16 protein-coding genes are annotated in these 22654 nt (G+C 49.9%); 5 read left to right on the top strand and 11 right to left on the bottom strand.

All coding sequences use genetic code 11. The annotated features are described in order from the left end of the window. Positions 1 to 179: 179 nt before the first annotated feature. Both priA and HMPREF0645_RS08055 read right to left on the bottom strand, forming a co-directional pair. Positions 180 to 2462: a replication restart helicase PriA gene (gene priA / locus HMPREF0645_RS08060; protein WP_007174461.1), complete on the bottom strand. Its 2283-nt coding sequence runs from the start codon at positions 2460 to 2462 to the stop codon at positions 180 to 182. A 62-nt stretch (positions 2463 to 2524) separates the two neighbouring features. Then, a complete protein-coding gene (locus HMPREF0645_RS08055) occupies positions 2525 to 4537 on the bottom strand; it encodes a BCCT family transporter (RefSeq protein ID WP_007174460.1) in 2013 nt (670 codons plus the stop codon). A gap of 203 nt (positions 4538 to 4740) precedes the next feature. On the opposite strand from HMPREF0645_RS08055, the gene HMPREF0645_RS08050 reads away from it, so the two are divergent. Continuing rightward, complete coding sequence (locus HMPREF0645_RS08050) at positions 4741 to 6087, top strand: DUF389 domain-containing protein (RefSeq protein WP_007174459.1); 1347 nt, start codon at positions 4741 to 4743, stop codon at positions 6085 to 6087. A gap of 43 nt (positions 6088 to 6130) precedes the next feature. On the opposite strand, the gene HMPREF0645_RS08045 is transcribed toward HMPREF0645_RS08050, so the two are convergent. After that, positions 6131 to 8209, bottom strand: a complete 2079-nt coding sequence (locus tag HMPREF0645_RS08045; protein WP_007174458.1) for an HD family phosphohydrolase — start codon at positions 8207 to 8209, stop codon at positions 6131 to 6133. A 98-nt stretch (positions 8210 to 8307) separates the two neighbouring features. On the opposite strand from HMPREF0645_RS08045, the gene gltX reads away from it, so the two are divergent. Further along, positions 8308 to 9834, top strand: coding sequence for a glutamate--tRNA ligase (gltX, locus tag HMPREF0645_RS08040; RefSeq protein WP_007174457.1), 1527 nt, complete (start codon positions 8308 to 8310; stop codon positions 9832 to 9834). A gap of 45 nt (positions 9835 to 9879) precedes the next feature. Next, positions 9880 to 11115 (top strand): 3-deoxy-D-manno-octulosonic acid transferase, encoded by a 1236-nt coding sequence (locus HMPREF0645_RS08035; RefSeq protein ID WP_007174456.1) that lies wholly within the window; start codon positions 9880 to 9882, stop codon positions 11113 to 11115. A 107-nt stretch (positions 11116 to 11222) separates the two neighbouring features. On the opposite strand, the gene HMPREF0645_RS08030 is transcribed toward HMPREF0645_RS08035, so the two are convergent. The 4 genes from HMPREF0645_RS08030 to HMPREF0645_RS08015 form a co-directional block, all read right to left on the bottom strand. Further along, entirely contained in the window at positions 11223 to 12386 is a 1164-nt protein-coding gene (locus tag HMPREF0645_RS08030; RefSeq protein ID WP_007174455.1) for a MalY/PatB family protein, read from the bottom strand. 74 nt (positions 12387 to 12460) lie between these two features. Beyond that, on the bottom strand, positions 12461 to 13306 hold the full coding sequence (locus tag HMPREF0645_RS08025; RefSeq protein WP_007174454.1) for a DUF3737 family protein: 846 nt from the start codon (positions 13304 to 13306) through the stop codon (positions 12461 to 12463). A 601-nt stretch (positions 13307 to 13907) separates the two neighbouring features. Next, positions 13908 to 14837 (bottom strand): DMT family transporter, encoded by a 930-nt coding sequence (locus HMPREF0645_RS08020; RefSeq protein WP_007174453.1) that lies wholly within the window; start codon positions 14835 to 14837, stop codon positions 13908 to 13910. A 153-nt stretch (positions 14838 to 14990) separates the two neighbouring features. Next, positions 14991 to 16733, bottom strand: coding sequence for an alpha/beta hydrolase (locus HMPREF0645_RS08015; protein WP_007174452.1), 1743 nt, complete (start codon positions 16731 to 16733; stop codon positions 14991 to 14993). Between the two features lie 188 nt (positions 16734 to 16921). Between HMPREF0645_RS08015 and HMPREF0645_RS08010 the strand changes: the two genes are divergently transcribed. Together HMPREF0645_RS08010 and HMPREF0645_RS08005 are read left to right on the top strand one after the other, a co-directional pair. After that, a complete protein-coding gene (locus HMPREF0645_RS08010; protein ID WP_007174451.1) occupies positions 16922 to 17545 on the top strand; it encodes a DUF4840 domain-containing protein in 624 nt (207 codons plus the stop codon). Between the two features lie 100 nt (positions 17546 to 17645). Continuing rightward, complete coding sequence (locus tag HMPREF0645_RS08005) at positions 17646 to 17942, top strand: hypothetical protein (protein ID WP_007174450.1); 297 nt, start codon at positions 17646 to 17648, stop codon at positions 17940 to 17942. Between the two features lie 125 nt (positions 17943 to 18067). On the opposite strand, the gene HMPREF0645_RS08000 is transcribed toward HMPREF0645_RS08005, so the two are convergent. From HMPREF0645_RS08000 to HMPREF0645_RS07985, 4 genes are all read right to left on the bottom strand, one after another. After that, positions 18068 to 19498: a sodium:solute symporter gene (locus tag HMPREF0645_RS08000; protein WP_007174449.1), complete on the bottom strand. Its 1431-nt coding sequence runs from the start codon at positions 19496 to 19498 to the stop codon at positions 18068 to 18070. A 21-nt stretch (positions 19499 to 19519) separates the two neighbouring features. Then, positions 19520 to 20641, bottom strand: a complete 1122-nt coding sequence (locus HMPREF0645_RS07995) for a porin (protein WP_007174448.1) — start codon at positions 20639 to 20641, stop codon at positions 19520 to 19522. A gap of 25 nt (positions 20642 to 20666) precedes the next feature. Beyond that, complete coding sequence (locus HMPREF0645_RS07990; protein WP_007174447.1) at positions 20667 to 22250, bottom strand: RapZ C-terminal domain-containing protein; 1584 nt, start codon at positions 22248 to 22250, stop codon at positions 20667 to 20669. Between the two features lie 72 nt (positions 22251 to 22322). After that, positions 22323 to 22556, bottom strand: a complete 234-nt coding sequence (locus HMPREF0645_RS07985) for a hypothetical protein (protein ID WP_007174446.1) — start codon at positions 22554 to 22556, stop codon at positions 22323 to 22325. Positions 22557 to 22654: the final 98 nt, after the last annotated feature.

Below are 22654 nucleotides of genomic sequence, written 5' to 3'. Positions count from 1 at the left end.
CTTTATATTTTCTAATGGTTCATTCTTTTTCAGCTTGCTGTTTCTGTTGACATGCGCCCGAGGAATTGCTCGTGCTGTCTGGCGTTCGACAGACAAGTGGATATCGGCCGACAGACAAATGGATGGCGGACGCCAGACGATCGGACAACGGCCGATAGACGACGTCCCGAACTTCCCCTTTACAACGGGTCGACGTCGTAGTATATCAGCAGCGACTTGTAATAGGGTTGCTGCATCATTTGTTGTTGCACCTGCCGCAGACTGTTGCGCACTTGTCGATGATTGATGCCGTTTTCGAACTTCAGTACAATTTTTCGAATGCTCATGGTCTTTACTCTTGCCACCGCGGGTTTGTCGGGGCCGAGTACGCGCTCGCCGAACATTTGGCGCAACTTGGCGCCCATTTCCTGTGCTGCTGCCTCCACCACCGGTTCTTGTCTGTGCTTCAGGAAGACATAGACAAGATGGTGGAATGGAGGATAATTGAACATTCGTCGTTCTTCGAGCAAGTCGTTATAAAAACCCGTGAAATCGTTGTGTACCACTTGTCGCACTACGGGGAGCTCGGGACTTTTGGTCTGGAGTATCACCAATCCCCGTTTGCCCTTCCGCCCCGAACGGCCACTGACCTGACTCATCATCATGAAGGCATGCTCGTAAGCCCGGAAGTCGGGATAGTTGAGCATGGAGTCGGCATCGAGGATTCCCACCACCTCCACATTGCCGAAGTCGAGTCCCTTGCTGACCATCTGTGTACCGATCAGCACGTTGGTCTTGCCCTGACTGAAGTCGCCTATGATTCGCTCGTAGGCGCGACGCGTGCGTGTGGTGTCAAGATCCATGCGCGCCACTTTGGCCTCGGGGAAGATGCTGGCCAGCAAGTCTTCTATCTTTTCGGTGCCATAACCCCTGCCACTGATGTTGGGGTTGCCACAGTTGGGGCACGCCGGGGGCACGGGAGAGACAAACCCGCAGTAGTGGCATGTGAGCATGTTGAGGCGTTTATGGTAGGTGAGCGACACGTCGCAGTTCTGGCATTTGGGCACCCATCCACACACCCGGCACTCCATCATGGGCGCAAAGCCCCGCCGATTCTGAAAGAGAATGACTTGCTTGCCGGTTGCCAGCGCCTCGCGCACTGCTGCCAACAGCATTGGCGAGAAAGGTCCCGACATCATTTTCCGCCGGCGCATATCCTTGATGTTGACCACTTGAATCTCGGGCAACTCGATGCCTTGGTAGCGTGTTTTCAATTCCACGAGTCCGTATTTGCCCACCTGTGCATTGTAATAACTTTCCATCGACGGTGTGGCCGTGCCGAGCACGGTCTTGGCTCCGTACATTTGTGCCATGACGATGGCTGCACTGCGCGCATGATACCGTGGTGAGGGCTCCTGCTGCTTGAAGCTGCTCTCATGTTCCTCGTCGATGATCACCAAGCCGAGGTTGCGGTAGGGTAGGAAGATGGATGATCGGGCACCCAGAATCACGTCGTAGGGATGGTTGGAGAGTTGTTTCTGCCAAATCTCCACGCGTTCTGCATCGCTGTATTTGCTGTGGTAGATGCCCAAGCGGTCGCCGAAAACATGTTGCAACCGGGTGGTTATCTGCACGGTCAGGGCAATTTCGGGCAGGAGGTAAAGCACCTGTTTGTGCTCGTCCAGCGTCTTTTGGATCAGGTGGATATACAACTCTGTCTTGCCACTGGAGGTGACGCCATGGAGCAGCACCACGTTTTTCGTCATCATCTGTAACAGCAATTGGTTGTAGGCATCTTGCTGTGGCACGCTCAAGGGTTTGATGCGTTCAGGGTGATAACCGCCGCCCCGGTTGAGGCGACCGACCTCACGCTCATAAGTATAGAGTATTCCGCGGTCGCACAGGGCTTTGACCACCGCCAATGTGCAGTGGCTCTCGTTGATGAGTTCCTCGCGTGTTATCTCTGTGATTCCGTCTGCGGGAGTTTTTTTGCAGTGGATGTCCCAATGGGTCATCGACAGAAAGCACGACAATACTTTCTGCTGTTTGGTCGCCCGGGCAAGCATATTGAAGGCGGCGTGGAGTGCGGTGGGGTTGCGAAAAGGCTCTGCCAGTCCGATGCAGGTTTCAGTCTTGGGTCGGAAGTCTTCCTCCCTTTTGAGTCCGGAGGGCAGGGCAGCCTTGAAAATGTCGCCCAGGGGAGCCATGTAATATTCGCTCATCCATTGCCACAGCCGCATTTGCTGTGTGAGCAAGATGGGTGCGGCGTCGAGCACGGCCAGCACATACTTCACCTTTTCGGGTGCCAACCCGTTGGCCGAGTCGTGTGCCGGCCCCACGCATAGTGCCGTGTAGGTCTTGCTCTTGCCCAACGGGACAAGCACGCGCACACCCATGGCAATGCCAGTGGCCATCTCGTCGGAGATCGCATAGGTGAAGGTTCCCTCTAAGGGAAGGGGTAAGATAACGTCTACATACTTCATGTCCGTGGGATACAAAGTAAGCGAAAAGTAATCAAGGCGCCAAGCGAATGGGGGAAAAACTCCTAAATCATATGGAATCTTTTCTTGTCTTCAAACATCATGGCTTTCTGCTCATCGGCCACCAAAGTGATGTATCGCTCGTATTCGCGCAACACATCGGCGATGAGTTCTTCCTTGCTTAGATACTGGATGTCGTTGCCCGACCGCCCATCGCTGTAATAGGTTACGGGCACATAATGTGTGGAGTTTTCCACATCGGGTGTGTTGTCATCGTCGATGAGATAATCTGAGATGGTTTGTTTTTCGATGCTCACCCCGTATCTGAAATTACGTATACGGTCGTGCGGGATGTGCAGTTCCATCGACTGCTTGCCCCGTGTTCCCTTCAGGATGTCGGCCTGGATACCATTCTTATCAAATTCCTGTTGCAACTCCTCGAAAGCCGGCTGTACTTTCTCGGCGAAGAACCGCATAACATCCGTCTTCTGCGAGAAGGTGATGATCTGCTCCAGTCGCTGTTGCCAATGTCTGCCATCCCAATGGCTACTGCCGTATGGAATTTTGATGCTGTAGTAGAGCACGTCGGTGTGTACGGCTCGCATGAGTCCAAAGCACAGCAGGAGCATGATCAATCCAAACGGCAGTGCCGATATGAGCGTCATGGTTTGCAGGGAACTCAGTCCGCCAGCATAGAGCAGGGCTATGGCAGTAAGCGCCAGCAGAACACCCCAGAAAGCATTTTGCCAAGCAGGTGTATTGGGCTTGTTGCCCGATGAGATGCTGTTCATCACGAGGATGCCCGAGTCGGCAGAAGTCACGAAGAAAATAGCAATCATCATCACTGACAGCACGCACAACGGTTTAGCCAGGGGGAACTGTTCCAAAAACGCAAACAACAGCACGTCGGGATTGCTGGCAAGAGCCGACAGTGCGCCGTTGGCCACGTGCATATCAAAATAGATGGCTCCGTTTCCAAAGACCGTCATCCATAGGAAGATGAACAGCGAGGGCACGAGGAGCACCGCCAGGATATACTCGCGGATGGTGCGCCCCTTGGATATGCGGGCGATGAAAAGTCCTACGAAGGGAGACCAGCTAATCCACCACGCCCAGTACATGACCGTCCAGTTGGTGAACCATCCGAGTCCATCGACCTCAAAGGCAAAGGTGTTGAAAGTGAGGTCGGCAAAGCGGTTGATGTAATGGCCAATTCCCTCGCTGAAAGCGCTCAGCAAGAATGTGGTGGGACCCAGCAGGAGCACAAAGATGAGCAGTAGGATGGCCATCGTGAGGTTGATCTCACTCAATCGCTTCACACCCTTGCTCACCCCGGCCACTGCCGAACCAATGGCCACCGAACTGACCAGGACGATGATGATACATTGGAACAAGAAGTTAGACTCGCTGAGAACGCCTAAATGCACTAATCCGGCATTCAGTTGCACCACACCGAAACCCAAGGAAGTGGCTACGCCAAAGAATGTACTCACTAAGGCAAACACATCTACCGTATGGCCGATGGGGCCGTTGATGCGATCCTTGATCAGAGGATACAGTCCGCTGCGAATGGACAGTGGCAGCTTATACCTGAAAGAGAAATAGGCCAGGATGAGTCCCAAGATAGCATAGACGCCCCATGCGTGCAGTCCCCAATGGAAGAAGGTGGCCATCTGAGCCTCCTTGGCGGGGTTGGCCACCGTGGGCAATGCCGGATCGACGTAGTGAGACATTGGCTCGGCTATTCCGAAATACATCAGGCCAATTCCCATGCCGGCTGCAAAGAGCATTGAAATCCAAGAGAAAAATCCATATTGGGGCGACGAGTTGTCGGCTCCAAGTCTGATATTTCCTATCTTACTGAAAGCCATGATCATGAGCAAGATGAAGAAAAAGGAAACCAAGAGAATGTAAAGCCAACTGAGATTGGTGTATACCCAGTTTTGGACAGCATTCAGCGCCGCTCCTAACTGAGCAGGGAAGATGGCACATAACAAAGTGAGTGAGAACAAAACGACAAGTCCCGGCAGGGCCACTTCTCGTGTAAGTGTTGTTTTAATCTTTGGAAAGAATATCATGAAATGAATTTTTGTTAGAAAGAATAACAACGCAAGAAATTAGCAAGTGATAATCTCTCATGCTGTAATTGGTGCAAAGGTATGTAAAAATTTTAACATATCCAAACAAATATCAAGACTTGATGAGAAAAAATTCTGTTTTTAATACATTCTCTTGTTGCCTATTAAAAAATGTGCTATCTTTGGACACAAAAAGTGAAATAATGGAACAACAGCAAGAGTCTCTTTGGAAAGCGGTGAAGGGATATTTCAACTCCTTGCCTGACAAAGAAGATGAAGAAAAGACCATTCGTGAGATAAGTGACGATATTGTGTTTCATGGCTCAAACCTGTGGGTGCTCATCTTTGCCATACTCATGGCTTCGCTGGGACTCAATGTTAACTCCACTGCGGTCGTCATCGGAGCCATGCTTATCTCGCCACTCATGGGGCCTATCACCGGTATTGGTTTGGGTGTGGGCATCAACGACCTTGACCTGCTGAAGCGTTCGTTCAAGAATTTTGCGATTTCCACGGCTATCAGTGTGCTCACGGCTACCTTTTACTTTGCCATCACGCCCATCACGGAAGCTCAATCTGAACTCTTGTCTCGCACCGCGCCCACGCTTTACGATGTGCTGATAGCCCTTTGCGGTGGGGCGGCTGGTATCATCGCGTTGTCGACCAAGGGTAAGGGCAATGTGATTCCGGGTGTAGCCATTGCCACGGCACTGATGCCTCCGTTGTGTACGGCAGGTTATGGGCTGGCCATGGGAGAGATGGGCTATTTCCTCGGAGCCATCTATTTGTATTTCATCAATACGGTGTTCATCTGTGTTTCCACTTTCGTCGGCGTGCGCATGTTGAAGTTCAGGCGTAAACATTTTGTTGACCCCCTGCGGCTCAAGCGCGTCAAGATTTATATTGTGGGCATTGTTGTGCTCACCATGATTCCGGCAACCTATATGACCGTAGGTATTATCAGGGGGAGTATTGTAGATACTAATGTGGCGAGATTTGTCAGGACGGAATTGGATTTCAAGGGCTCACAGATTATCTCATACGATATTGACCCCAAGGAAAAGGAGCTTCATGTGGTTGCTGTGGGAATGTCGATTCTTCCGATGCAGATTCAAGCAGCCACTGAGCAGATGAAAGACTATCACTTGGACGGTTACAAGCTCAATGTTATCCAAGGGACGCTGTCTGACAGTACACTGATCAGCAAGTTGAATTACACCTCATCGTCAATGGATGAATCCTCCGGAAAGAAACTTATAGAGCAGGTGGCACAAATGCAAAGCCTGGAAAGTAAGGTGAAAAAATATGAGATTTACGAAATCATGTCAGGCGATCTCCGGGAGGAAGTGAAGAGCCTTTGGCCCCAAGTGAGCAAGCTGAGTCTTTCGACGGTAGTGGAAAGCAGCATGGATTCTGTAGCAAGCCAGCGGTATGTTGTAGCTATAGCCGGATGCAGGCGAGCGTTAAGCGACAGAGATCAGGCGCAGCTGCAACAGTGGCTCAAGGCTCGGGTGCGTGCAGACAGCGTGCGGCTGATTACCACCCGATAGCATCGGCCCCTGCCCGAAAGGTCTGGCAGGGTTTTTCCTGTTTTTATCCTCTCTTGTTTGCGGTAGGATATTGAATGCGTGTATGGTAGATGGCTTTCAGGCGGTCTACCAAAACTTGTTTGGCTATGGCTATGTCGTAGAAGGTTATCCTGCATTCTTTAAAGCAACCGTCGGCCACCTGCTGATCAATGAGAGTGTCCACCAAGTTGGCAATCTTCTCCTCCGTATAGTCGTTGAGCGAATGGGAGGCCGCCTCGCACGTGTCGGCCATCATGAGGATGGCCTGCTCGAGGGTGTAGGGGTTGGGGCCGGGGTAGGTGAAAAGCTCCTTGTCCACAATCTCATCGGGATGTTCGTTTTGATACTTCACATAGAAATATTTTGTGACATTGCGCCCGTGGTGGGTCCGGATAAAGTCGACGATGACAACCGGAAGGTTGGCCTCCTCAGCAATTTTCACCCCATTGGGCACATGCTCAATGATGATTCGCGCGCTTTCCTTGTCCGTCAGGTTGTCGTGCGGGTTGATACCGCCTTGCTGGTTTTCGGTGAAAAATGCAGGGTTGATCATCTTACCGATGTCATGATACAAAGCTCCGGTACGCACCAAAGTACTGTTGGCTCCCACTCTGTTGGCAATCTCAGAAGCCAAATTGCCCACGGTGATGGAATGTTGGAATGTGCCGGGAGCCACCTCGCTGAGGTTTCGGAGCAATCCCTTGTTGGTGTTGGACAACTCGATAAGCGTAATGACAGAGATAAAACCGAAGGCTTTCTCCACAAGAAACATCAGGGGATAGGCCAGTAACACCAGTATTGCATTGATGAGGAAATGGTAATACATGCTGGTGTCGAGCGTAAAGTCGTCGCCGGCCTGCATGAGTTTGAGAGCCAGATAGGTGATGCCCATGGAGAGGAACACCAGTAAGGCTGTCCTGAAAATCTGTGATCGAGATGACATTTCACGCAGGGAAAAGATGGCAACCAATCCGGCTACCGTTTGCATAATGATGAATTCGTATTGGAACCTAACCGCCGCGGCACATATCAGTACGGTGATGATATGGGTGAAAAATGCCGTTCGCGAATCCATGAAAACCCGGACGAAGATGGGAATCAGGGCAAACGGAAGGATGTAAACACTGAAATTGAAGTAGCTGTGCTGCATCATCAAGGAAACCAAGATAGGGTAGATGGTGATGAACACATAGAGCATGGCGATGCTTCTCGGCTTAACGAAATAGTCTTTCCGGAACAATGAAAGGTAATAAGTGAACGCCAACACGAGTATGAAGACATACAGGATGTTGCCGATAAAGCTGCTTGTCATCTGCGATTCGGTGGCACTGCGCCGCTGCATCTCCTTTTCGAGAGAATTCAGCACACGGTAATTGTATTCGTCTACCATGTCGCCCACACTGATAATCTTCTGTCCGCTCATCACCATTCCACTGGCGGGGGAAACTCCACTAAGCAGGTCATTCTTCGCGGTTTCGGTGCGTTCCTTATCATATACGAGGTTAGGCTCGATATATTCATTCAGGTTGAGTCGTTGCAGTTCTGCCCGGCCGGCTGCCAACGCCTCGTCGTTGATAATCTGCTCATAGGCCACCATCGTGGAGTAAACGCAATTGATAACCAAGCTCTCCACATTCTTCCCGAAAATCACACGTATCAGTCCTGCGGTGTCGGCTTTGGCAATCTGATTATAGCCGGGCGTATCCATAATGCCCGCTTGATACAGTCTATGCAGCCGGTCGATGATAATATTGCGATAAGAGGCAGGCATGCCTGGAAGTCCTTCTGCGAAATCCTGTTTGAACTTATTGATATTCTTGCTCTCCGTGCGGTGATCGTAGGTGTAATAAGGCTGAAACTGTTTCAGCAGCGAGTCTTTTTCCATTTTCAAGGCCTCGTCGGTCTTGTAAATCGGGAAATCATATTTTGCGATCACCGTACCATAATGCCATGGCTGACCCACCTCATAGGCAAATTGTGTCCCCTTATTCCGGGGCAGGAACCACACGATGAGAAAGGTCGTCAGTATAACCAACAACACGCGTGTCAGCATGTTGCGCCAATAATGTTCTTCTATCTTGTTTATATTTTCAATGATACTCATATCTCGTCTGTTATTTGAATTACATGGCGAAAATACTAAATAAATACGTCAAACTCGAAAAAATATATTAATTTTGCAAAAAAATTAGAATTAATAGCATGTCAGAAAGAAAAGTACGGGTGCGCTTTGCACCCAGTCCCACGGGTCCCTTGCATATTGGTGGTGTGCGGACTGCTCTCTTCAATTATCTTTTTGCCCGTCAGCATAATGGCGACTTGGTTTTTCGCATCGAGGACACCGACTCCAACCGCTTTGTGCCTGGAGCTGAGGAATACATTCTCGAGGCTTTCCAATGGCTGGGTATCAAGTTTGATGAGGGAGTGAGCTTTGGTGGCGAACACGGCCCCTATCGTCAAAGCGAACGGCGTGATATCTACAAGAAATATGTAAAACAGCTCATCGATAACGGCAAGGCCTACTATGCTTTCGATACACCGGAGGAGCTGGCCAAGAAGCGCGAGGAGGTTTCCAACTTCCAATACGATGCCTCCACACGCATGCAGATGCGCAACTCGCTTGCTTTGGAACGGGCTGAATGGGAACATCTCATTACTGATGGCACACAATATACGGTTCGCTTTAAGGTGGAACCCGGCCAGGAAATCGTGGTCAACGACATGATTCGAGGGGATGTTCACGTGAAGAGCGACATCTTAGACGACAAGGTACTCTACAAGAGCGTCGACGATCTGCCCACCTATCATTTGGCCAACATCGTAGACGACCACCTCATGGAAATCAGCCACGTCATCCGTGGAGAGGAGTGGCTGCCCAGCGCTCCGTTGCACGTGTTGCTCTACAAGGCTTTCGGTTGGGAGGAAACCATGCCTGCTTTTGCCCACTTGCCACTGCTACTCAAGCCCGAAGGCAAGGGAAAACTGTCGAAACGCGACGGCGATCGCTTGGGCTTCCCGGTATTCCCATTGGAATGGCACGACCCCAAGACGAACGAAGTGAGTTCAGGCTATCGTGAGAGTGGCTATTTCCCGGAGGCCGTGGTGAACTTTTTGGCTCTGTTGGGATGGAATCCCGGCACCGAGCAGGAGCTTTTCAGCCTTGATGAACTGGTACAGGCCTTCGATATTCGGAAGTGCTCTAAGAGTGGGGCAAAGTTTGATTATCAGAAGGGAACCTGGTTCAACCATGAATATATGCTACGCAAGGACGACGACGAGATTGCCCGCGAGTTCGCTGCAGTCGTAGCCAACAATGGTGTTGACGAAAGCTATGAACGCGTGAAGCAAGTGGTTCACATGATGAAAGATCGTGTGAACTTCGTGAAAGAGCTATGGCCTTTGTGCTCGTTCTTTTTCATTGCGCCGACTGAATATGATGAAAAGACCACCAGAAAGCGCTGGAAAGACTACTCGCCACAGCAGATGACGGAACTCATGGAGGTGCTCAGTGGTGTTGAAGACTTCTCTATTGAAGGACAGGAAGCCGTTGTGGAGAAATGGATGGAAGACAAAGGTTATAAGCGTGGAGATATCATGAATGCCTTCCGCTTGACCCTTGTGGGCATCGGAAAGGGTCCCGGCATGTTTGATATTTCTGCTTTCCTCGGTAAGGAGGAAACCCTCAAACGCATGAAGCGAGCCATCGAAGTACTTCCTTCTGGAAAGTGATGTTGTTTTAATTAAAGTGTTAAAACACAGAGTCCGAACAGCAACATGTATCAACTTTTTATTTGCTTATATACTTTTGGTGTATGGGTTGTCAGCCTGTTCAGCAAAAAAGTAAGAATGATGTGGCAAGGCGAGCACCAAGCCTTCCGCATCTTGAAAGAGCGTGTGAATCCAAATGACAAGTACATTTGGTTTCATGCGGCTTCTCTTGGTGAGTTTGAGCAGGGGCGTCCGCTTATTGAACATATCCGCAAGGAGCATCCCGAATACAAAATTTTGCTAACCTTCTTCTCGCCTTCGGGTTATGAAGTGCGCAAGAACTACGAAGGAGCCGATATTTGCTGCTATCTCCCGCTGGACACCATACGCAATGCACGCCGATTCCTGCGGCTCATCCGACCTGCAATGGCTTTCTTCATCAAGTATGAATTTTGGTATAACTATCTTCACATCCTGAAGCACCGTGGCGTGCCTGCCTACAGCGTCTCGAGCATTTTCCGCCCCGATCAGGTGTTCTTCCAATGGTATGGTAGGGGGTACAGGAAAGTGCTGGATTGCTTTACCCATTTTTTTGTGCAGAACGAAGAGAGTCGTGAACTCCTGAGTCAGATTGGTATAGATCGTGCTACGGTGGTTGGCGACACGCGTTTTGACCGTGTACTTCAGATCAAAGAGGCCAGCAAGCAGCTCCCTTTGATAGAGGCTTTCGTCGGAACTGCTGAGCAACACCCGACCAAAGTGTTCGTGGCAGGCTCCTCATGGGAACCCGACGAAGACATCTTCATCAAGTATTTCAATGAGCATAAGGATTGGAAGCTCATCATCGCCCCCCATGTCATCGGCGAGAATCACTTGAAAGCAATCGTCTCCAAGCTTGATCGGAAGGTCACGCGCTATTCGGTTGCGACCGCCGAAAGTGCCCGACAGGCCGACTGTATCATCATCGACTGTTTCGGTTTGCTCTCAAGTATCTATCATTACGGCAGCGTTTCATACATTGGGGGAGGGTTTGGCAACGGCATTCACAACGTGCTTGAAGCTGCCGTTTGGAGTGTCCCCGTCGTATTCGGCCCCAACAACAAGCACTTTCAGGAAGCGCAAGGTTTGCTGAAGGTGCAGGGAGGTTATCAAATCGAGAACTATCAGGAGTTTGCTGAGTTGATGAATCGGTTTGACAACAATGCCGATTTCCTTGCGCAAAGTGGCAAACAGGCTGGCCTGTTCGTGAGCAGCCGTGCCGGGGCAACACAGAAAATCATCGACAACATCAAGGATTTTTAATATCATGCATTGTTATGACCAGCAACAAGGGCGACTCGTTTGGGTCGCCCTTGCTGCTGATGTTCACTCCATAATTGTGGTGTCCGGATAATACGGAGCCGTCTATGCTACTCAGCCAATACCCTGACCATTCGCTTGAGCCCCTCCTGCAAGGTTTCGCGGGGACAGGCAAGGTTCACACGCAGATAGCCCTCGCCCGACTCTTCGCCATAAAGGATACCGCTGCAGACATACACCTTGCCATCCTGCAGCAACCGGCGGGTGGCCTCCTTACTCGACATGTCGAGCGTTCTGATATCCAACCATGCCAGATAAGTGCCCTCAAGCCTGATTACCTCCACTTGGGGAAGATGCTCGGCAAAATATGTTTTCAGGGATTTGTAATTGTCATGGATATACAAGTTCAGTTCATCGAGCCAGTCCTCGCTTTCATTATACGCAGCTTTCAATGCCACGGGTCCAAACGGGTTGACATCGCACACCTCATAGATGTTGACCACCCGGTCGATGCGACGGCGCAACTCCTTGTCCTTGCAAATGATATTTGCAATCTGCAGACCGGCTATGTTGAAGCTCTTGGAGGGAGAGTTGAGTGTGACACAGTTGTTCTGATTCACCTCGTTCACCGCGGCAAAAGGCGTGAAGGTGTGCCCCGGCATCACCAGCTCACAATGAATTTCATCACTGACAACGCGCACATGGTGTTTCACACAAATCTCCCCCATGCGGGTCAGTTCCTCTCGAGTCCATACTCTCCCGGCCGGATTGTGAGGGTTGCAGAGCAGAAACACCGTGGTTTTCTCATCGGCACACTTGGCCTCAAAATCCTCCCAATCGATGGTATAGGTGTCGCCCGACCTCACCAGTCGGTTCTCCGTCACTCCACATCCTTGGTTGAGGACGGAAGAATAGAAGCAATTGTAGACCGGCGTCTGCAACAAAACCTTATCGCCCGGAAGCGTGAGGGCCTTGATCGCACAGCTTATGGCCGGCACCACTCCGGTGGTGTAGATCACCCAGTCGCGCTCAATCGTCCACTGATGGCGGCGCGAGAACCACGAAATAATGGCATCATAATAGCTATCGTCAATCTTGGTATAGCCAAAGACACCATGTTCTGCACGTTTGGTGACAGCCCGCTCAATGGCCGGTGCCACCCTGAAGTCCATATCGGCCACCCATAGCGGCAGGGTGTCTTCGGGAACAGCGTCCCACTTATACGAGCCGGTGTGGCGACGGCAGATGGGGTTGTCAAAATTATAGTTGGTCATAATACATAAAAATATAGGTTGTATAAAAGTTTATACCGTTGATGGACAGATTTTGCAGCGTATCCGCCCTGCATTTACACGCGCTCCATGATCACGCAGTCGCGCCCTTGGGCAAATTCGTCGTAGGTGACCGAACCGATCTTGTCGGCCACAATGCTGCCGGAGATGGGGTTCTTGATGTTGGAAATGGAGCCCTTGATTTGAGCCTGAATGTTGGTACAATCCTCAAAAGCGCGGTCACACGCAGCGTCAAACGTGCAGTCTTCCAGCACCACGTTGTCCATATAGCACAAGGGCTGCTCGCCACTGATGTGGCAACGAACGAGCCTGATGTTTTTGGAATGCCAGGCGAGATATTCGCCATTGAGTTCGGAGTCGTAAACGGTCACGTTTTCACATTCCCAAAAAGAGTCTTTGGTTGTAATTTTCGCATTGTGAATCTCCACATTCTCACAATATTGAAACACATATTTGGCGTCGCTCTCCAACCCATCTACATAGATATTCTTGGAAAACATGAAAGGGTAGGTGCCCTCGTGCAACTTCACGTTCTTCAGTTTCAGCCCGTCGACCTTCCAGAAGGTCTCGTCAGCATCGTTAATTTCCACGTTCTCCAGCTCGAGATTCTTCATTTCGCGGAAGAACTTGGGGCCGTCGATGACACAATCCTTCATCACCATATCATTGCTATACCAGATGGCCGAGCGGCTGGCCTCAGCAAAGTAACAGTTTGTAATCTTGCTGTGGTTCACATGCCACCAAGGGTATTTGCCATAAAATCGGGAGTTGTTGCATGTGATATGCTCACAACATTTGATACCCGACTCCCCGTCTACAATCTCAATATTCTCAAGGCAGGCATTCCTTGTCCCAAACAAGGGACGCTCACCGCCGAACTTCTTATCTTTAATGTTTTCCATATTCTATCTAAATTCTATGCCTCCCATGAATGTTCTGAGCATACATGTGGTTGTTTCATATATGAGCAAAGATAGTGCCAAAACATATTCTTTACAAACAAACGACGAGTTTAGGCTCCCGTATTGTCATACTGCATATTGCAGTCTGTTCCAACTCTTCAGCGTTGTGATTCATCGGCGTGCCCACATTTTTGCAAGAATCTCACATTTGGTGATGCTCCTTTGTGTCAACTTTAATGACCAAATCCTGGCGAATATTTTCGTGACAAATAGAGAAAAATGCGCCATGTTTCGACCGTCAAAATCGACGCCGACGAACTTTAAAACAGCGCGACAATGCGGTTAGCATCTCTTGGCACTGCGGTTCGGGCTTTGTGGTTGTGCGAAAGAAGTGTCGTCGCGTCATGGATCGACCTTAACCGCAGTGCCGTTAGCTATCCAATCGCAAGCCACAAAATGGACAAGAAAAGTGGTATAAAGTTTAACTCTCTGGTAACCAGACGATAACAGAATGTCGAAAATTTGTCGAATTTCGGACCAATGGTTCAAAAATTTTGAATAAGCGAAATATGAAGGGGTGTTTGTCAAGGAAAATTGATTGCTAATCGCCAACCTTTCGTCTCTCCAAAGCGCGAGGCTTGTTCGGATGAGAACCTTCAACTGGCTGCTTTCTCAATATAATCAGGATGACTGCCGCAACTATCAACGCAATACCCGAAGCCAGTCGCCAAGTGAACACTTCGCTAAAGACCAATGTGCTGATCATGACGGCTGTAACGGGTTCGAGCGCTCCAAGAATAGACGTGGGCGTGCTGCCGATGAGTTGGATGGACACATTGATGAAATAGAGTGACAGTAATGTGGGCAGCACGGCCAACTGAATCACGCAGAGCCACTCTTTGGGCGTGTTGAGTGTTTGTAGTGGGTCGCCCGCAAAAATCATATATCCGATGATGGTCAGCCAGCCAAACGCGATGACCCAGAAGGTGTATTTCACGACCGACATTTCTGTTTTGAACTGGTGAACATACACGATGTAGAGCGCATAAAACAAAGAGGAGGCCAAGACCAACATCACACCGGTGACGTTGAGTGGCTGGCCGCCATCACCACGATACAGCATTCCGATGCCCGTGATGGCCAGTGCCAACGCGAAAGTGGTACCCCACGTGATGCGCTCGTGATAGAACACCACCATGAGCATGGCTGTCATGATAGGATAGGAAAACAAGATGGTGGATGCTACACCTGCACTCATGAAGTGAAAACTCATGAAAAGTGTTGCCGACGACAGTCCGAAGAGTGACCCCAAAATGGCAAACTTGACGGCGTGACCCCATTTAATTTTGAAGTTTTCTTTCTTCATCAGCATCCACATAGCAAAGAGCAGCATGGTGATGCCGTAACGATAAAACAACACATTGCCCGAGGTGATACGCTCAGCATAGAGTGGAAGCGCCCCCAAAGGGTTGGTTCCGTAAAAAACAGCAGCAAGAACGCCTGCTATAAATCCTTTGACCCGTGAGTTCATTTTTATTGGCCTGCACTCCGCACATAGTGCAGAATGTATTGGCATTTTATGTCATCATTTATTATTCGGGGTGCAAAGGTATAACTAAAAAGAATAATGGCCAATGTTGTTGGCCATTATTTGAGTAATCTAAGCATTTTTAATGATTGTCGACTATTGCTCTTTGAAAAACTTTTTGGCTGTTATAAACTCCCATATTCTGTCCAAAAAAGTATAGCTGCCGGTTTGGGGCGATGCTGTTTTCTGAAAGCAGTGGCCTCTTGTGGCCAGCGTGTGCAGTTCGCACTGAATGCCCATCGCCCTCATTTTCTCCCATGCCTTGACTGAAGCCATCGAGGCATGCGAGTCGGCGTCGCCGTGAACAAAGAGCATTGGAGCTGTCAACTTGTCGAAAGAGAATTCGGGCGCCAGTATGGCCTTGTCGTCATTGCCCCCGGTTTTGTTGCCCCCATTCAGTCCGTCGGTCAGCGAATATGCCGGGTATATGCCAATTCCCCACTGCACATTACACGGGATTTTGTCGATATCGTCTATGGGCAAGTAAGCTTGGTGGGTGGATGATGTTGTTCCCATGAGGGTCAGGTGCCCACCTGCCGAACTTCCCATGATGCCTATGCGATTGGCATCCAGGCCATATCGGGATGCATTGCTCCTTACGATTCTTATGCAACGCTGCAAATCCTGCCAGGCAGTTGTAAACTTGGCCAGCCCGCTTTCCTTTGGTGGCCTCGGTGTGCGATATTTCAGGGTCACGACGGTCACGCCACGCTCATTGAGATATCGTCTTGCGGGTGCCACCTCGAAGCCGTCGGGGTTGTTGCCAGAATAAGCACCGCCGGAATAGATGATTTGTATGGCCTTTGTTTTAAGCACTTGAGGGAAGTGCCATTCTATATATGGCTTGCATTGTCCTTGCTGCACATCGGGCATCTTGCCTTCCGGCCACACGTCTTGTTCCACCTTTTTTGCGCGTGCCCCGTCACTGGGATATCTGTCCATCAGAGCCACTTCCTGACCAACTGGGCCTAAGAATCCCATCTGGTTCATAAACTCGATGGCTCGTTCAAAGCCCAATGCACTGTGCGGTTGGTCGGCATAGAGGTGCAGTTCGGCAGGAATGCCCATGCGTCTCAACTGGCGGTATGCCAATGTTGAACCGTTGGGTGAATAGATATCGTTGCCTCCGTGGTGAAAACTGATCGGACAGGTTTTGTCGTCAAACTTAAACACAGGGCTTAACTTCACATCCACGCCGTATCCCTGCCGGGTAGCCGGCGTGCCTGTTTCGCTGTCGGTGGTTACGTAGGCGGGTGCATGGAGTATGGCCCAATTGATATGACACGGCACCTCATCCAGTTTGTCTACCTTGTTATATGCGGGCGTTTGTGAACTTGTGGCCAGCAGTAATCCCAGGTGCGAGCCTGCCGACATGCCCACGATTCCTATTTTTTCAGGGTCGAACCCTCGCTTTTTAGCCTCGCTTCTCACCATTCTCACTGCCCGCTGTCCGTCTTCCCATGCCGTTTGGTAGATGGGCAGCCCTACCGGTCGTGGTGTGCGATAGACGAAGTTGACGCATTGCACACCAATGGCCGTGAGTTCTTCGTGCCATTTTTTGATGAGGCCGACGTCGCAGCAATTCATATACGACCCACCACTGATGAGAATCATGCACACGCCCTTGCGCACATTTTTGGCAGGCCTGTCAAACCACTCCAAGTAGGGTGTTCTATGTTTCTCGGCATCAAAGGTCTGTTTGCCGGCCTCGTCGGTCATGGCCGCAATCTGATGATTCTGTTGGTTGGGCATTTTTCCTGTAGGCCAAATGGCTTCGCGCTCCCAAGCCATGGCATGGATCGTACAGGATAGGAATAAAAGTACAAGTAGTCTTTTCATGTTTTTAGAATTTGAGCATGGCGGATTGTCGCCGTGCTAATAGCAAAACGATAAGTGCATGATAATATTGTTTTTTTCTTAGTCTCATGCAAGATTTTCCATTGATGCGTATTTCATGGTTACAAGTGGGAATCTTAGTGGCTGTTAGCCGCATTGCCCAACGATAAACAATTTAAATATTAAATCAAATGAAATTTTTAAAGCTTTTACCAATTTTGTGCGGCTGTGTAGCCGCTGTGTCGTTCACATCGTGCAATCCTGATGATGAGCCAAAGAACCTAACCCCCGAACAGAAAAAGACAGCCTTTATGGCTGTGAAAGGCAGTTACTCGGGCGATTTTATTTATTTAGATCCCAAGTCTGCTAACAAGCCGGACAAGACCGATACCGTTAGTGTGAGCTGGGAGATTGACACCGATTCTACGCTGACCATCAAGAATTTCCCGGCCGCACCGCTGGCTGCACACATTACCGATGCCAAGCTTGCCGAAGCTATGGCAGCCCAGCCTGCCCAACCGCTCAAGTGTCGCATAGGCTTTTACAGTGTCACTCCTGTCGGTTTTTTGATTAATCCGATATCGGCAGAGTACCAGGTGACTTATAATGGTGGATCGCATAAAGTACAAGTGGGCTTCTACGTGAATAATCCGTACTCATACGGCGCATACAATTCTATGTCCAAGCAGATGAAGATGCAAATCGTCGTGGGTGGAATCTTCTTGGATGGGAAGTTTCAAAAGACTCTTCTTAAGAAGGCTGTTCCATTTGGCATTGAAACGAAAAAGCCAACCGAAAAGAAGCCAAAGAAATAACGACATCGTCTCCGTGTAGCCTGTCAAAAGTCTATTGAGCACATGAGTGGCATCGTTTTTGCATGTAATTTCATGTAGAACAATAAAAATTAATAGGAACATGATTAAGATTTATGGTATGAAGAGTTGCCCCGACTGTGTGGCAGTAGACCGACAGGTGGAGGGCGATAGTCGTTACAAGGTAATAGATATCGGCGCACATGTAAGTTTACTCAAGGAGTTTTTGAGGCTCCGCGACAACAACCCAGTGTTCGATGAGGCCAAGCAGAAAGGTTATGCGGGCATTCCATGCTTTGTCTTGGAAGACGGCACTGTTACTTTGAACCCCGAGAATGCTGGCCTGCATGCTGATACGGACGAGGGCGCATCGTGCAATATTGATGGCACGGGTTGTTAAAGACGTGTCACCGTTCATTCTCAAAAACACAAGTATATAGTTATTATTCATCAAGCAGCAACCCATCTGTGTGTGGCTCGTGTCATCACAGATGGGTTGCTGTCTTTTTTTGACCTGAACGAGACTTAGGCTACCGGGCGTAATCGGCCTGCCAGCCACAGTCCCAGGAAGGTGATGGCTCCGTTGAGCATGAGCAGTTCGTAGCCAAACTTATAGCCGACAGTGGCAACGGTGGCCGTGTCGATGGCATAGCAGAGTAGGGGCGACGCTATGCAGATATAGGGCACGAGTCGGTCGTGGGTATGCTTATGGGTAAGAAGCCCGTAAGCAAAGAGACCCAGCAATGGCCCGTAGGTATAGGAACAGAGAATGTAGATGGCATCGATGACACTTGTGGAATTGATCAAGCGGAATAATAGAATGAATAAGGTAAATACCATGGCAATGCCGATATGAACCCGTCGACGCAGGCGAATGTCATCAGGGCTGTTGCAAATGTCTACGCAGAAACTTGTGGTGAGTGCGGTAAGAGCGGAGTCGGCAGACGAGAACGCAGCAGCCAGTACGCCGATAGTAAAGAAGATGACGGCCGAGTCGCCCAATCGGCCGGTGGCTGCAAACATAGGCAGCAGGTCGTCTCCTTGGGCGGGTAAGGCAATGCCCTGGTGGCGTGCAAGCATCATGAGCAGGATACCCAGTGCCAGAAACAGGGCGTTGGCAGGGAAAAAGGCGAAGCCGTAGGTACACATGTCTTTCTGTGCATCGCGGAGTGTCTTGCAGGTTAGGTTCTTCTGCATCATGTCTTGGTCAAGTCCTGTCATGACAATGGTGACAAACATTCCGCTCAATAGTTGTTTCCAGAAGTTCTGGCGCGACATCCAGTCATCAAAAACAAATATGCGACTATGGCTGTCAGCAGCAATAGCATTGACGGCCTCGCCCACGGTCATACCAAGTGCCGACAGCACGTGCACGATAATCAGGATGAGTGCGGTGAACATGCAGGTGGTTTGCAGGGTGTCGGTCCATACGAGTGTTTTGATTCCGCCATGCCGGGTGTAGAGCCAGATCAGGCATACCATAGCAATCACCGTGACGGGGAAGGGAAAGCCCATTTGTCGGAGTACGAACGTATGGAGGATAATACACACTACGTAAAACCTGACGGCTGCGCCTGTGATTTTGGAAAGCAGGAAAAATGAAGCTCCGGTTTTATATGATCTGTGTCCCAAGCGCTTGTCGAGCCAAGCATAAATGGTGGTCAGGCCGAGTCGGTAATACACCGGGAGCAGCACGAAGGCTACGGCAAAATATCCTAAGATGAAGCCCAGGCACATCTGGAGATAGGTCATGTCAATCTTCATGACCATCCCCGGCACCGACACAAATGTGATGCCCGATATGCTGGCGCCCACCATTCCGAATGCCACCATATACCAAGGCGACTTGCGGTTGCCTCGGAAGAAGGTGTCGTTGTTGGAATGGCGAGTTGTAGTAAACCGGCTAAACAGCAGTAGAGCTGTAAAGTAGGTCAGTACAGTGAGGATAATAAGCATGCTGACTGCAGGGAGAATCTTTTAGAACCTGAAGTCGAGCTGTATGTCTACCATGTCATAATTGTGGTCGGCGAGCGTACGGTCGTTTACTCTGGCATACTCTGCGTTGAGCTGAACGTTCTTGTTGAACACGTAGTTCGCACCCACTTCATAGAATGTTTTGCTGCTGCCCCATGTGCCCGATTGGCGATACATGTCGTAGCGTGCCTTGGCAAAGAGTTTCTGTTTGATAACTGGGGCAATGACAAGAGCATACACACCGTCGGCCTTGTTTCCGATAGCTTCGTTCACTTCAGCTTTGCTCAGGTCTGATGAACTGTTGTAAGTGGCTTTGAACGCCTTCCCGGTAGAATGGATATATTCCGAACGCACCGTCCATCCATCAACCTTATATTCTCCCGAAATGGCATAACGATGTTGGGGTAGGCGTCTGATGCCTGATACGGTGTTGCCTTGATCATTGGTCCATGATCCTTTCCGGCTGTACGATCCTTCCGAACCGAACATACCAATGCGCATGCCAGCTACGGGCATTACCCACACGCCGCCGATGATATCCTTCTGTTGTCCCACGTCTTTGGTGTTGATACCTTGTCCGTTGAACACGCCGACTTGATAATGAAGCAGGTTGCGCCCATTGCTGTTTTTGAGGAAATCTCCTTGCAATTGCAGTCCGATGTCACGCCCATTGCTTGAGTGCATGCCCACGCGATCAGTGAAATATACCAGTTTCATGATGTTCTGCGCATAGCTCATAAATCCTTGATCGATAGGGTTCATGGGGTTTTCGAATGCAAAGGGACGCTTAAACTGTCCCACTTTCACCTTGAAGAAATCATACTTCTGCCATTCTGCAAATGCGTCCACAAGTTTGGGCGACTTGCCTAATGTGGATGTGTTGCCGTTAAACTGCAACTGCACCTTCCAGTACCAGTCTTCTGCGGCACGTCCGTCGAGACTGATACGACCGAGACGGAGGTTGAAAGAGTTGGACTTGGCATCCGCCTGACCGGAATACTGATATTGCGTCATTGCATATCCCGATAGTTTCACATTGTTGATCCAAGCTCCGGACTTGGTTTGAGCATTTGCTGATGTCATGACCATCGAGGCCAGCAGAGCCATTATTATTCCCTTTTTCATTGTTAAGTTAGATTTTATTGAATTGTTATTTTACGATTTGTTGCGTATCCGTGTACGGTTTTTGTTGCCGGTCTGCCTTGAGTGTTTGTTTTATATGCTGCTCACGATGGATAATGTGCACCTCTATGCCGAACTTCGCATGGAGCCGCTCACCCAAGTGCTGGGCACTGTACACACTTCGATGCTGCCCCCCGGTACAGCCAAAGCAGAACATCAGGTGTGTAAAACCACGCCGCATGTAGCATGCAACATGTTTGTCGGCCAGGGCATAGACATGTTTCAGAAATTCTATAATCTCACCATCGTCTTCAAGAAACCGAATCACAGGCTCGTCCAGTCCCGTGAGCTGTTTGTATGGTTCGTAGCGGCCGGGGTTGTGTGTGCTACGGCAGTCGAACACATACCCACCTCCGTTGCCCGACGGATCCTCGGGTATACCTTTGTGGAATGAGAAGCTGTAAACGGTGACTTGAAGTGGTCCTTTGCCATCATATTTCGAGAAAGTGGCAGGGCCATCTTGCGGGTGCGACGTATAAATGTCATGATCCGTGATTCTGAATCCATCTGTCCGACTTACCTTAGGTTCCCCTGCAGGGGCAAACTGCGGCAACTGGATGAGCCGCATCAGTACATCGCGTAGATAGGGATATGGCAACACATCCTCGCGCAGAGCCAGTACGTCGCGTAGATTATTGATGGCCGGCGGAATGCTGTCAATGAAATGCTGCTTATGTTCGAAATAGCCGCGAAACCCGTATGCTCCCAGCACCTGCAGCGTGCGGAACAGCACAAAGAGACTGAGCCGGGCAACAAAATGCCTTACCGAAGGCACCTCGGTATATTGTTTCAACGAATCATAGTAGGCGGCAATGAGTTCGCGTCGCAGTTTAAAGGGATACTTGGCTGCAGCCTGCCACAGGAACGAAGCCAGATCGTAGTAAACAGGCCCCTTCCTTCCGCCTTGGAAGTCGATGAAGTGGGGGTAGCCTTCTGCGTCCAGCATCACGTTGCGAGCCTGAAAGTCGCGATACATAAAGCTGTCGGCCGGTTCGGACGTGAGGTCTTTGGCAAGCCTGCGAAAGTTCGCTTCGAGTTTCAGTTCATGAAAATCGAGGTTGGTGGGCTTCAGAAAACAATACTTGAAATAGTTTAAATCAAACAGAACACTGTCTTCATTAAATTCCGGTTGTGGGTAGCACACGGTCCAATCCAGTCCCCTTGCTCCTCTGATTTGTAGGTTGGGCAGTTCGCGGATGGTGCGGAACAGCAGTTTCTTCTCTGCCAAATTATATCTGCCCCCAGCCTCCCGACCGCCTTTGATGGCATCAAAGAGCGAGGTGTTGCCCAAGTCGGTTTGAAGATACCGCATCCCATCTTCGCTCACGGCCAGCACTTGGGGCACGGGCAGTTTGCGCTGTGTGAAGTGTTGGGCGAGAGCTACGAAAGCGTGATTCTCCTCCCTGCTCGTGCCCACCACGCCAATCACACTTTTCCCATCCTGAGCCGTGAGTCTGTAATATTCGCGGTTGCTTCCTGCTCCGGCCAGCTTGATGGTGCTGGCCGGTGGTGTCGTAGCCCACGATGTATAAAGTTGGATAAGTTTGTCCATATAGTTTAAGGCTGAGGTAAAAACAGTGTCCCTTCATGCTGATGCATCACAGGAATCTGCGGAAACCGTTGTTTACGGTTGTTTTTTCTTTTTCTTTTCCTCTTCCTCACGTGCTTTCCTCAGCTCGGTGAATGTTTTCTTGACCCGGCGCCGGTACTCCCAGTCTGCCAACAGGCTGTCGACTACAAACAGAAGCAGCACGATGCCTATTGACATCCATATCGATTTGGTGATGTAGATAAGGCCGGCTGAGACCACAAGGAATAGCAGAGCTTTCTTCCAGTCGAGGTGTAACTTTGGTTTCATGGTGCAAAGGTAATGTATTTTTTAATACGCACAAAAAAAAATCGGATGCCATCACGGCAACCGATTTCTAAAAACAAACTACTTAAAAACTAATCTAC

The sequence above is a fragment of the Hallella bergensis DSM 17361 genome (genome assembly GCF_000160535.1).
GTDB lineage: Bacteria > Bacteroidota > Bacteroidia > Bacteroidales > Bacteroidaceae > Prevotella > Prevotella bergensis.
This window is presented reverse-complemented; position numbering and strand designations above follow the sequence as displayed.